Annotated in this window: 11 protein-coding genes and 1 pseudogene; 7 read left to right on the top strand and 5 right to left on the bottom strand. The window is 60.0% G+C overall.

The annotated features are described in order from the left end of the window. Positions 1 to 324 precede the first annotated feature (324 nt). The 3 genes and pseudogenes from ACO07W_RS20525 to ACO07W_RS20515 form a co-directional block, all read right to left on the bottom strand. Positions 325 to 1,122: a ketosteroid isomerase family protein gene (locus ACO07W_RS20525; RefSeq protein WP_421845441.1), complete on the bottom strand. Its 798-nt coding sequence runs from the start codon at positions 1,120 to 1,122 to the stop codon at positions 325 to 327. Then, positions 1,122 to 1,682 carry a pyrazinamidase PncA gene (gene pncA / locus ACO07W_RS20520; protein WP_421845440.1) on the bottom strand — a complete coding sequence of 187 codons (561 nt, stop codon included), beginning with the start codon at positions 1,680 to 1,682 and terminating at the stop codon, positions 1,122 to 1,124. Before pncA ends, ACO07W_RS20525 begins: the two co-directional genes overlap by 1 nt. A 233-nt stretch (positions 1,683 to 1,915) precedes the next feature. After that, positions 1,916 to 3,431, bottom strand: a pseudogene (locus tag ACO07W_RS20515) (carboxylesterase/lipase family protein). 78 nt (positions 3,432 to 3,509) lie between these two features. Between ACO07W_RS20515 and ACO07W_RS20510 the strand changes: the two are divergent. Further along, positions 3,510 to 4,184 carry a hypothetical protein gene (locus ACO07W_RS20510; RefSeq protein WP_421845439.1) on the top strand — a complete coding sequence of 225 codons (675 nt, stop codon included), beginning with the start codon at positions 3,510 to 3,512 and terminating at the stop codon, positions 4,182 to 4,184. Positions 4,185 to 4,212: 28 nt separating this feature from the next. Here ACO07W_RS20510 and ACO07W_RS20505 read toward each other — a convergent pair whose 3' ends face one another. Further along, a complete protein-coding gene (locus ACO07W_RS20505) occupies positions 4,213 to 4,782 on the bottom strand; it encodes a hypothetical protein (RefSeq protein ID WP_421846140.1) in 570 nt (189 codons plus the stop codon). A gap of 241 nt (positions 4,783 to 5,023) precedes the next feature. On the opposite strand from ACO07W_RS20505, the gene ACO07W_RS20500 reads away from it, so the two are divergent. From ACO07W_RS20500 to ACO07W_RS20490, 3 genes are read left to right on the top strand one after another with little or no spacing between them, the layout of a single operon-like run. Then, entirely contained in the window at positions 5,024 to 6,829 is a 1,806-nt protein-coding gene (locus tag ACO07W_RS20500) for a DUF4407 domain-containing protein (RefSeq protein ID WP_421845438.1), read from the top strand. 11 nt (positions 6,830 to 6,840) lie between these two features. Continuing rightward, a complete protein-coding gene (locus tag ACO07W_RS20495; protein ID WP_421845437.1) occupies positions 6,841 to 7,071 on the top strand; it encodes a hypothetical protein in 231 nt (76 codons plus the stop codon). After that, on the top strand, positions 7,068 to 7,517 hold the full coding sequence (locus ACO07W_RS20490; RefSeq protein ID WP_421845436.1) for a DUF6941 family protein: 450 nt from the start codon (positions 7,068 to 7,070) through the stop codon (positions 7,515 to 7,517). The genes ACO07W_RS20495 and ACO07W_RS20490 overlap by 4 nt, the downstream gene beginning before the upstream one ends. Before the next feature lie 115 nt (positions 7,518 to 7,632). On the opposite strand, the gene ACO07W_RS20485 is transcribed toward ACO07W_RS20490, so the two are convergent. Then, a complete protein-coding gene (locus tag ACO07W_RS20485; protein ID WP_421845435.1) occupies positions 7,633 to 8,847 on the bottom strand; it encodes a cytochrome P450 in 1,215 nt (404 codons plus the stop codon). Positions 8,848 to 9,513: 666 nt separating this feature from the next. On the opposite strand from ACO07W_RS20485, the gene ACO07W_RS20480 reads away from it, so the two are divergent. From ACO07W_RS20480 to ACO07W_RS20470, 3 genes are all read left to right on the top strand, one after another. After that, positions 9,514 to 9,828, top strand: a complete 315-nt coding sequence (locus ACO07W_RS20480; RefSeq protein ID WP_421845434.1) for a PE domain-containing protein — start codon at positions 9,514 to 9,516, stop codon at positions 9,826 to 9,828. Between the two features lie 127 nt (positions 9,829 to 9,955). Continuing rightward, the gene (locus tag ACO07W_RS20475) at positions 9,956 to 11,308 is read left to right on the top strand and encodes a hypothetical protein (protein ID WP_421845433.1); all 1,353 of its coding nucleotides are present in this window, start codon (positions 9,956 to 9,958) and stop codon (positions 11,306 to 11,308) included. Between the two features lie 200 nt (positions 11,309 to 11,508). Beyond that, the gene (locus tag ACO07W_RS20470) at positions 11,509 to 12,345 is read left to right on the top strand and encodes an ESX secretion-associated protein EspG (RefSeq protein WP_421845432.1); all 837 of its coding nucleotides are present in this window, start codon (positions 11,509 to 11,511) and stop codon (positions 12,343 to 12,345) included. Positions 12,346 to 12,491: the final 146 nt, after the last annotated feature.

Here is a 12,491-nt window from a genome sequence, read left to right as displayed (position 1 = left end):
CACCTCCGTCTTGATACGGCAGCGGTTTCTCTAGTCGACTGCGCTCACGTCGTCCACTTGGGCGAAGGACGCGCCAACCCGGGCTATCGATGCAGAACGATATATCGGTATCAGTCGCGATGCAACGGTCATTTTCGGCATAGTTGCTCTATCAACACCGGAGCTGGGTGGTCGGACCACACATTGTGGGGCGTGCGAATGGGGTGGCGACTCCGAGTAGCCGCCACGCGATATAGGTGTTTTCTGCTCCGGAGTGCCAGGGAGGACCGCGATACAGGAATCTGGACAGAAGACGGCAACGGCTGTCGTCGGCCGCTCGCGCGATCAGCTCGTGAAGTACCGGATTCGGTTGATCTGATCACCGCGCCGGGCCACGTCGGCGAAGATAATGCCACGGCCGTGATCTGAGGTGACCGAAACCGTCACCGTGGATCCCGCGCCGTTGATCTTCATCCAGCGTGCGTCCTTAAGGTGCTCGGTCAGCCCGGCAATACCTACGATTTCGTCATCGCCCAAAGTTATTGTGGCAGTGGCTGACAGTGCCTCGGCGGCGCGGATTCTGTCCCCTTGTGCGACAGCTCGCAAGAATGTCGTCACTAGCGCCTTATGACGCGCCCCCGGCCGGCGAAAGCCGGATATGAAACCTGCGGCGCCTTTCAAACCCTGGTTGCCCAACAACCCTCGCGTGAGTTGCAGAGCGGGCGCCACCGCGCCTGGTCCGGTTCTGAGGAACTGCAGCATCATCGCTGGCAACTCCCAATATGCCCGCAGCGCCTCAATCTGCCACTCGCTGTTTGCCTCGCGAAGGTCATAACGAAGGAACGCGGGAATGAACATCGTCACCGCCGAGCCCATGGTCACCTCGAGTTTGAGATCACGCAACACGACGTGGCCGGAGACGATGTCGAGATCGCGATGGAACTTTATGTCGCGAGGACCGATGAATGTGTCATAGAAACGGCTGATCTGTTCGTGCCCGACGTGTGGCCGCGAACCTACCGGATCTTCCACCCGGCCGTCGCTGGTGAACAGTCCTACCCAGCCGGCTCGGTCATGGGCGGCGGCGGCGCGTGGTGACCGCTCTACTGCGGCAATGAGATCGCTTCGTTGCGGAGACGCCATCAGCCGGCTTCCACGAGCGCGATGTTGGCGGTACGCATCTCCGCTAGCGCCTGTTCAGTCGTGCCAGCCGACACGCCCGCAGTCAGGTCTATGAGGACTCTGGTGGCGAAGCCGTTCCGTGCTGCGTCCTCTGCGGTCCGCCGGACACAGTGATCTGTGGCAACACCCACCACATCGATCTCATCGACCCCGTGCTGCCGTAGCCACTCCAGCATTGGTGTCCCGTTCTGGTCAGCTCCCTCGAAGCCGCTGTATGCGGCCGCGGAAGCGCCTTTGTAGAAAACAGCGTCGATCGGGCCGCGGTCAAGGCCGGGGTGTAAATCGGCGCCGGCGCTTCCGGCGCGGCAGTGCGGCGGCCACGACGACAAGTAATCCGGATGGTCGGAGAAATGGTCACCAGGGTCGACGTGGTAGTCCTTGGTGGCCACAACGTGATGATAGCCGGGCCTACCGGCCAGGTAGGCGTTGATCGCGGGGGCCAGCAAATCACTACCAGGCACAGGCAGTGAGCCGCCCGCGCAGAAGTCGTTCTGCATGTCGACGATGATCAACGCCCGCACAAAGTCCACCCTATCGTCGCCGGCGAAATCGGCCCGGGCCGCCGAATCTCACCGAAGTCACGACGCCCGCGCGGCCGCCCCGTCACTGCGGCTTTCCTGGCGGGCTGCGGCTCCATTCCACCCATCGGGCCCAGGCCAGGGCGGTCGTTCGTAGCGCGCAGGCCGCTCCATGCTCACGGGCAAACTGGCGTCTAGATGTTCAACGGCCCGGTCGATATTGGACATGATCAAGTTCAGTGCGCTAGGGAGAAACCGTCCCACGCCATCCGACGATGCTGGTGTGGATCAAATTCGATGCGACACTTGCGGTCGATAATCATGACGGCGCGGTCGGTGTGCGAATAGGTTGGCCAGTCGTCGCCTGGGACACCGCAGCGGCTGAAATCATGCCAGCGTCGTTGTACCTCGTTGCTGACCCGCAGCGCCGGCCGCCGATCGGCCCCAGCGGTCAGCAGCGCGCCGAATCTGGTGCGATAGATGTCGAAAACAGCAAATAGCTCGGTGGCGTGCGTGGCTCCAAAGCCCGCCCAGCGCAGCGCGCGTGGCGCATAGTCGTAGCGGTACAGGTAGGTAGGTGCATATAAGCTATGCGCCTCTGCGATTTGCCAGGCAGCCGAACTGAAGGCGAAATCGCCGCCGAGCTGGATGCACGCTTCCGGCTCGGGATAATTTGGGTATGCGGCGGTAATACGTTCGCGGGCAGCGGGTTCTGTATCCGCCAACAGTGCTTCGACCATCGCTTCGTTTGTCGGTAACATTCTGAGGAAACGAGTGAACAACCGGCCTTCTTCGGCATTTGTTCCTACGATGAGAGGCACTTGGTGCGCCGCACCGGACCGCTATAGCCTCGACGGGGTCAAGGGGCAGGTAGTCGTCACCGAAAACTGGCCCAATCGGGAAGGCGCCCAGCCGGTTCTGCAAGCCCTGATCGATCAAGCGGTGTTGGGTTTCAACAAGTTCTGCCGCAGATGCATGCATCAGCGCGTTGGCGGCATCTTGGGTGCGCGCTCCGAGCAGATGGGCGAACCGTGTGGCAAACTCGGCGGCTACTTCTCGCGAACGCACCATGCCCGCAGCGGGGCTTTCCGAGATCGCCCGGGCGAAAAGACCTTCGGCGGCTGGCACTGCCATCAGCGTGGCGGTGATGTGGGCGCCGGCGCTCTCGCCGAACACGGTGACGTTTGACGGGTCGCCGCCGAATTCGGCGATGTTGTCCTGGACCCAGCGCAGTGCCATTACCAGATCGCGCAGGTACACATTGCTATCGAAGACGACGCCCTCGCCAGATTTTGACGACAGTGACGAAAGGTCCAGGCAACCGAGTGCGCCGACTCGGTAGTTGACCGACACGTACACGCAACCACCGCGGGCCAGTGCCGCACCGTCGTAGAGCGGGGTAGCCGAACTGCCCAAGATGTAACCACCGCCGTGAATGAAGACCATAACCGGGAGTGATTCAGTGGAGGCGCCCTGAGGGGTGACCACGTTGAGCGTTAGGCAGTCCTCGCTCATCGGCTGATATTTGCCAACTCCGAGCATGGTGTAGCGGCGCTGCTGCGGTGCGCAGTTGGCGAAGCCATGGCAGTGCCGTACGCCCGACCAGGGCTGGGCGGGCTTCGGCGCCCGGAATCGCAGTGGCCCCACCGGCGGTCTGGCGTACGGGATTGACCGCCAGCGGTTTACGCCGTCGCGAGTAAACCCCTCGACGGTGCCGGTGGCTGTTTGCGCGTGGACGATGCGCTCGTGCATAAACAGACGGTAGCCGACTCAATGGGCGCCTGGCCCGCGCAGTCTCTGAATTCGGTGTGTGGCGACTAGCCTGGTTAGATGCGGATCGCCACACTCGTCGCAGCGATATTGCTGATTGCGGGATGTTCGCACACCTTTGGAGGTTCACATCAATCGCCGACCACCGCCTCGACAACCTCGACCTCCGGGATGCCGCCCACTGCGTCCTCGGCGGCACGGTCGGCCATGCCAGCTGGCGGCACGCCCATGGTCGACGTCATTGGCTGGATTGAGGCAGGTCACGCCGCCGATCCCGAGCCCTATCACAGTGTGAGTCGTGACGGAGTGACGACGCAGGTCGGCAAAGATATCGCTTTCAGCGTCGCGGCAGGCGCCGTGGCATGCGTGACGGACTCGAAGCACGCCGACAACGCGCTGGCGTGTCTGGTGGCTCTGCAGAACCCGCCGCCAAGCCCTGCCACAGCCTATGGCGAGTGGAAAGGCGGCTGGGTCGACTTCGACGGGATGAGTCTGCAGGTCGGTTCGGCGCATGCTGACCCGGGACCATTCATCGACGGCAATGGCCCCGAACTGGCGAACGGGGATTCGTTGGCATTCAGCGATTACCGTTGTCGCGCCGGCCAAGACGCCGTGGTTTGTGTGAACTATGCGCACCAATCGGCGGTCCGGCTGGGCGTCAATGGTGTGGAGCCGTTCGGATGCCTGCGGTCGGTGCCGCCACCGGACGGTGTTGGAGATGCGTTCGCCTGCTGAGTTGCTTGTCTTGGTGCTGGACGACGCTCTACGGTCCGGGGCCGGTCCAAGCGGCATCCAACTGGGTTGCCACGTCGATGATCTGCGCGGCCTGGGAGTGAGGTTTGTCGATTTCTTCGGCGACGTACTGGGCGATGAAGCGCCGGATTTCGCCGTCAACGCCGGCGAGGATGCGCAGCACCTCGCCGCGGAAGGATTTGGACGACACGTTGACAGTGATGTCGGAAGGCCGTGGTTTCGATACATCGACGATCAGTAGTAGCGGCTCGGCCGCGCGTGCGGTGGCGCGCAATGCGATATCGCCGGTGACGACGAATCGTTGTTTGTCGAGTCGTAGGTCGAGCAGCATATTTATGGTCAACGGGATGTGAATGACAAATGTGATGAGGTCACCAAGGCGACGCGTCACTCGGGGGTCTTCGATTTTGACTTTCGCGCTGACTTTGGCGATCTTGCCGGGCCCTTGAGCGATCGGTTCCATTGCGAATTCGCTGCCCGCGATATCGGCGAACGCGGCGGCAACGCGGTCCGGGGTGACGGCGACCTCGAAGAATCTGCGGCCAAACTCTTCGTAGGTCAGGTAGTCGTGGTTTTGCATAGGCATATACCGTCTCATGTCACCTGCCGTAACCGATACCAATCGGCTCGCGTCGCCAGAAATTGGCTTCTGAGCCAGTTTGTACGGGTTCGGATCGCTATTGCGGCGCTGCTATCCGCACTCCGCTCCGTCGGGTTGTGAACCACGCCACAGGAAACCATTTCAATTCGGTGTGTCGGGCTGCGGCCTGCCAGTCTTGTGGTACTACCAGGTTTGCAGTACTGGAGGTGTTTGGAGTCCCATGTGCGCGCACGAAGTTCCTGCACAGCGCTCGGCCGTATCCCGTATCGAGGGACTGCTCACCTGGTTTGGGGGCGGTGACTGGCGCGAACTCGGTGAGCGTCACGAGCGTTCCACGCACGCGGTCGCCGGATCCGTTGTGCTGCTGGGGGCTGTGCTTGCCTGGTTGGTTGCCAGTTTGGTCGTCAACGAATCGGCGGGCTGGCCGTTTGCGGCCAGCACCGCGTTGGCCCTCGTGTTCGGTTTGTTGGTCGGTGCGGTGACCCGCGGCATGGTCGGCGGACCTGGCCGGGCTTGGCTCGGTACTGCGGGACGCGCTGCTATAGGGGTTGCGCTCGGTGCTGTCGTTGGCGAGCTCGCCGCAGTCGTGTTGTTCTCTACGTCAATCAACGACAAGCTCGATGAAGAGGCTGTCCGCAATGCCGACTCGACCCCGGCCGTAGTCGCAGCAGTCTCCGCACTGGCACAGACGCGGAATGCGCGTTCGGCGCTCGACAACGCGGTTGAACAAGCTCGTGGGCACCTGGACGCAGCCCTGGTGGTTGCACGCTGCGAATACAACCCCACACCGGCGTGTCCGCAGACCCGGATTACTGGCGTACCAGGTCGAGGGCCTGAGGCGCGAACAGCAAATGAGCTTCTTGCCGACGCTCAGCGCGAATTGGACACGGCACTGGCTAACCGCGACCGTCGGGCACCCTCGTTGGAGGCCAAGGTCGCCGGTGACGAGGAAGCCATTGCCCAAGCGCGCCGCGCGGTGGTAGCAGACAGTAGGCGCGGTCTAGGCGTGCGTTGGGTGGCAATGAACGACTTGACCTTCGCTAGCCTCAGTGTGCTGATCCTGCGGCTGCTCACCATCGGCTTCTTCGTGCTGTTGTACCTACTGCCGCTGATCCTGCGACGGTGGCGGGGTGAAACGACCCACGATCGGCACGCGGCCGCTCGCGCGAAGCGGGAACGTGCCGAGTTGGAAGCTGACACCGCTATCGCCATCAAACGGGCCGAAGTTCGCCGCGCCGCTGAAATCATGTGGGCCGATCAGCAATTGGCCCGGACCCGCCTCGCGATCGAGGCTCAAACCGAAATCGACCGCGAGCAGCAACACCGTCGGGTCGTCGAGGCACTCCATGGGCCGGTGCGCACCTCGGCTCGCGGCGTCGTCGAGCCAGTGCGAGAAACCGTGTATCTGCCGGCAGCCGCCGAGGCGGACGACGTGGGACGGGACGTCGTCCAACTGCCCGCCGGGGCTCGGGATGCGCAGGCTGGCGTCCTGGAGTGCCAACCGGTACTGGAAGGAGCCATTGAGCGTCAGGAATCTGGAGAGGAGCGCGGCACGCCGCTCATCCCCTCGATCCCGGATGCCACCAAAGCCGCGGCGCGGTGGATTCGTCCGTTGATGCCGTCATTTGTAGCGCAGGTTATCGACCACACAACTCAGCCGCTACGCACCGCGCGTCAAGTTTTTGAAGAGGTTGAAGAAGTCGCGTTTTCGTTCAAGCGCACGCACAAGGTGACGATCAATTCGCAGAGCTCCGACCACGTCAAGCAGCCGCAGTTGGAATCGCCAGCTGCGGATACGTCAGCCGACACCAACCGAACTGTATCGCCTCGTGGTGAAGATGACTCCGGCAACTGCGGCCACGTGAGTACCAATGATGCGTGTCCGTCGTTGGATCTCGCGGCCGATCTGCCGAACGTTTCGCCCGGGCCGAGTGACCATGCGAGCCATCGGCAGTTGGTTGAGCGAGATGGCCCGCAAGAATTGCGTTTACCGGATGGGCCGCGTGAACTTCCGCCCGCGCAGTAACCGGGAAATAGTTGTTTGCGCCTTGTTCGGAGTGGCGCACATTCAGCCTGGTCGCGGCGTATGATCCTGCCGACGGGATGGACTTGGTTGAAGTAGCCTTCGGTGTGTTCCGGTTATTTGGGTATTCGCGGATGAATTGGGAGCTGGACAGGGATGTCGTGGATCGTGCGACGACGGTAATCGCAGCACAATGCCGCCCCGCCATCAACGCGGCATCAATAGCGGGGTCGACAACCGTATGAGAGTTAGCCTGTTCCTGGCCGATGCCGCACAACCCGATGCCCAATCGGGGAAGGTCCATGTCCTCGGTCTTGGGTGGCGGCAGTGCCAAGCGCCCACTCCCCCTTTCACTTTGGTGCTGTTTCTCGATATTGACTGGGATGAGACCAACAAGCAGCACAATCTGACATGTCAATTGCTCACCACGGACGGTGATCCAGTAGTCGCGCCCGGGCCGAACGGGCCGCAGCGGATCCTCTTTGAGGCTGCTGCTGAGGCAGGCCGCCCGCCGGGAGCAATTCACGGTAGTTCGGTTCGAATGCCGCTCACCCTCAACATCCCGGCAGGACTCCCCCTGGAACCTGGAATCTATGAGTGGCGGGTTGAAGTTGAGGGCTACGAAACGGCCACGGCGGTCGAGGCATTCGTTGTAACTAGTGGCAGTGTGCCTTCGACGCGCACTGGCTAGTAATCGAGTTCCCGGCTGCACCGAGACCCTGGTACCTGGCTGGGGCTGGAAAGCCCACGGACGCAGGGAATCGCGATGCAGAGACGGGCCTTACACCCGATCTAGCCAGCCGGAGCTACTCGATGTACAACTCAAGTCGCTCGAGCCGGCGCACCAGAATGCTTGGCAACCAGCGTCCCACGTCGGCGGCCTCGACTACTGATGTGCGATCGAGCAGCATGCGTAACACGATCTGCGCCTCAAGGCGTGCGAGCGCGGCACCGACGCAGAAGTGAGCGCCTTTTCCGAAACTAATGTGGCCTTTACCCCCGGGCCGGTCGAGGCGGAACTCGCCTGGCGCCTCGAACTGGGCTGGATCCCGGTTTGCTGCCCCCCATAGCAGCAGTAGGTGTGAGTCAGCCGGTAGTTGGACGCCGCCAAGGGCGGCATCGTTTCGCACGTGGCGGTAGTGGCCCCGAAACGGCGACTCATAACGCAGAGTTTCCTCGATGAATGGTCCAAGCAGCTTGGGATCGTCGCGCACCCGTTGCTGGATATCTGGGCGGCTTCCCAGCATCCACGCGGCGCTGCCCAGGAGGGACGCTGTAGATTCGCCTCCCGCGGCGAACAAGGTGACCATCATGACCTGAGCGGTGAGCGTATCCACTTCCCCAGTCGCGCAGGCAGCGGCAAGCTCGCCGAGCAGGTTGTCGCGCGGATCCGCCGCTGCCCGCTCGAATTGTTCGGTGATGTAGCCGCTGAGCTCCAGCACAGCCACACCCGCCGCGGCGAGCTGGTCTTGATCGACCAGACCCTCAAGTAGCTGGGTGGCTGCGTATCCCCATTTCACCAGCTGGTCGATGTCGGCGTCGGGCAGGCCGATCAGCTGAGCCACAATCATCATCGGCAGCCGGTTGGCGATCGCGCTCATCCATTCGATACGTCCGCCTTGCAGGTTGTCGACCCATAGACGCTCTGCGGTCTCGGCGGCGAACTGCTCCGTGATGCGGATCCGTTTAGCTGCCAAATGGCGCACCATAAGCTTGCGGTGTACTGCGTGCGCGGGGTCGTCAGCGGTGGCCAGCACGTGGGTAGGTCCGCCGAGTGGATCCATCTCGAACGGCTTGACTTGGCCCTCGGCGCTATATGTCATTGTGGCGGTCAGGTTCGATGAGAAGTCATCGGGACGGCCGATCGCCTCGTTGATCGCATCCCAGCCGCACACAGCATAGAAGTCAGAGTCTCCGATGCGGTGGACCGGACCCGAGGCACGCATGTGCTCGTAGTACGGGTAGGGGTCTTGGAGCGTTTTGGCATCGAAGAACGTGACGGCATTCTGGGCGACTGTCATTTATTCAGGGTGAGTGGCAGACATCAACACGTCAACCGCATCGTGTAGAACAAAGCGCTACCGGCGGGCGGTGAGGCTCTCTACGGCATATGACAATTCCGACCGATGCGTGATCCGCGATGTCTCCTCGATAGTGTCGTGTTCGGTTGCTCACGATCGGGTGCGGATCCGTAGCGCTGAAGGTCGCTCTCAGCTGCGCGCCATCAACGCTGCACGGGAGAGTCCGCGGTCAGGGGGTTTTACTTTGACGCATCGAAGTGTCACGGTGACGAACATCGGTCGATGAAGGGCTACTTCTGTGCGGGCATCGCACGGATCTCGCCGGGAACGAACCACATCCGGACTGGGGGCGACCGTCGAAGGGCGGTACGGGGCAGTCGCCGTGGGAGGTCGCCGTTCGCGTTCGGAGACGTTCGGAAAGGTGCTGAGGCAACATGTTGAAGCATCGCGTGGCACCGGAGTCCTGTAAAGGATGATTTGGTGCGGCTGTTGGTTGACAACAACTGCGAAGAAATTCGGCATAGTACACCAGGTTTGGCCGCTTCGCACCACGGCAGCGAAGCGGCCGGCATTAAAATAGGGGTAGTGTCATTCTTGGCTCTTTGATACAATATCGGCAATTTCGTTGGGTCAACGTTCGATATCACGCTAGAGAAAAGGGTACCAATGACAACTCCAAAACTCGGCGGTTTTTTAAACGTAAATTCGGACGCGTTAAAACAAGCCGCTAAAGAAGCTGACGACATAGCCACCGCATTGCACACCGCTGTCTTGAATAATTGGGCAAACATGGTGCCTACTCAACCGGCGGGTATGGATCAAGGCTCAGTTTTGGTAATGAAGAATTGCAACGAGTTCGCGGATAAGGCCAAACTCGCTATTGCTGATATTGTGAATCAACTTGGTGATTACTCAAAGACGTTGCGCGAAGCCGCGGATTCATATTCCGGAACCGATTTTTTGAATTCCCAAAACTTCTAACAAGGCGGAGGTAGGACGGCTCGTGGCTGATTCCGGATCGGGCGATGGCAGTGGTGGCAGCGGTGGCGATAAAGGGGGCAGCGGGGGTGACATTAACTCGGTTGATGCTGGTAAGCTAGACCCTAGAGTGCTTGCCACGCTTGTTGGAAAACCCGTGGGCATGTGTGTCGACCTTTTTGGGTTCCTTGCTTGGAACTGTGACGGTATGGGTTTGGGATACAGCATGGATTATTCGCACTCGAAGATTTACGCGAACAAACCAGCATATGGTGGATGGTCTGTACACGATACCGCTTCGTCCGCGCATAAGAACCTCGCCGATGCGATGGACAAAACTGTGGCAGACTTAACCTCTAGCCTCAACACGTTAATGGAAAATTGGCAAGGAACCCCTGTGCCCAAGCTGAAGAGTACGATGGAGGGGTTCATCTCGAGTGTTCAAACGCTTGCGCATTCGGTGCGCACGGCATCTGATGTCCATCACCGGCAATCGGGGTTTTTCAGCGATCTCTATTCATGGGGTGGGGACAACATTATGGGAATAAACTTTTCCCCGGGCTGGGGCAACGAGCAGAGTACCTGGCGCATGCTTCCTTCGGCGCATGAAATGAACGATTTGCATACCGTATACGCCGGTGGGCAGTGGTACAACTGGCTGAACCCTGCTAAATGGGCATTGGCTGCGGCGGCCCGCATTTATTGGAACAACTACTCTGGGCACGCACATAAAGCCTATAGCTTGTACGTCGGTGATTCTGCTGGTAATGCAGCCCCCAACTCATTCGGCTCCGTTCCGCAAATCCCCAAATTGACGAGCGGTAGTGGTGGGGGCAGCGGGGGCGGTAGCGGCGCCGGCGGCGGAGCATTGGGAAGTCAATTGGCGTCCCTGCTGCCAAGTCTGCTCTTGGCTCCTATGAGTATGATGGGCATGCTATCCGGTTTGGCAGGCGGTTTAGGGAAAGGTGCTACGGGCGCTGGTAATTCGCTCGCCTCTGCCCCGGGCCTATCTTCAGACGCTGCTTCCGATATTCCGGGGTCGGACTCTCCATCCTCGGGCCTCGTAGGGTCACGTGTACCTAATAGATCTGGTCTGCCGGACGCATCTCGTGGGTTTCGTTTCCCCCCCGGATGGGACGGCAAACCAACCCCCGTGTCGTCGTCTCCTGCCAATGCCGAGCTAGCTTCTGATCGCGCTACCGCCCAGCGGCCGTCCGGGAATGCTAATTCGGCACAGGGGGGTGGGATGCCCGGCATGATGCCGCCCATGATGGGCAACAGAGGCGCCGGAGGCGGTGGCCAGGGGAACTCTTCGTCGCGATCCGCTCTCCAAAAAGAGACTGCGCCAATTTTCGTGTCGGATAAAGGCGAGCCATTTACTGATGATGAATGGAGCAGCATAATACCATCGCTTGCCGGGGCGCCCTCGAATATAGAGCTTGCTAATCCACACATGGAAGCCTACATGCAGCAAAGAGGCTGATCATGATCGCCGATACTCGACAACGGGCTAGCCTTGCGGTAACAGTTAATGTACGCATATGTTCACCGGTTTGAGTCGTGTTCGATCAATAGCGAAATAAGGTCCTCCTCCGTGTGCCCTTTGGGCATGGGGATGCCGTATTTCGTGGGTGCTAAGCTTTCTAACCGAGTGTATCGACGTATTTGTCCAAGTGGGGAATTGTGGTAAAAAGAGGCGTACTAGCATCCGTGCAACTAGATAGCGAGGCTCTCCTATCCATCATGCGATCGCTGGGGATCGGATCAATGCCTATGGACCTGGAGTTGTACTCCATGGCCCATTTCTTCGGCGAGCAGTCGGAGCTAGATTCTTCCACTCTATCCAGACTGCGATCTGGGGAACTCATCGATGAGAACGGGAGAATAGATCCCGATCTGGAAAATTGGCTTCGAATTTTGGAGCATCCAGATATTACCGCTTCTGCTATATCCCGGATAAACAATCGGGTTCGTCGGGTGGTGATTGCCCGCCGCGGTCCCCATCACGTTGTAGCCATGCGTATCGGTAATGAGATCCTGATCCAGGCGATACAATGTAACTCTCGGAATTTCGAAGAAGTGGTTGCGGCGCCGCTGTGGGACTCATTGAGGTTGTCTGAAACGCTCATGGATCCGCCGGCGGCTCGAATGAACAATATTACATGGGTGTCCTCGTTGGGGGATTTAAAGGGAAATCCATCCACTCTTCCAATTGAAATTCAACAGGCCATGGAGACCCAAGGTCCGACGAAAGAAGTTCTTCAAGAGCTATTCGGAACCAATGGTCAGCGCGCTCAAATTTTCATCGAACAAAGACAAAAAACCGATGAGATGATGTGCTGCCCCGCTGTTGTGCTGGTTGCCGATACACGGTTCGGGCGTGTGATCATGGGTACTCGAAAGGATCGCGTAAATATAGTCGCGACTTTGGGAGGCGGGTCTTACAAGCGGTTCAAGTCAGCGATAGGTGACCTGATCGCTATGACTCCCTCTCAGGATTGGTTTTCTGGCGCTTCGTGAGTTATGCGGAATTAGTGATGCAAAGCTTTTCAGACCATACGTGACCGCTGTCCGGGTTTATTCCATCCAGGCAGGCCTGGGTTGTGATCTTGGGAGCAGCCACGCCAGCTCAAACGGCCACGTCGACGCGCGCGTGGGACCCGACC

The organism is Mycobacterium sp. (assembly GCF_965230835.1).
Classification (GTDB): domain Bacteria; phylum Actinomycetota; class Actinomycetes; order Mycobacteriales; family Mycobacteriaceae; genus Mycobacterium.
Note: the sequence above shows the minus strand (reverse complement) of the source record. Positions and strands in the feature narration are given on the sequence as shown.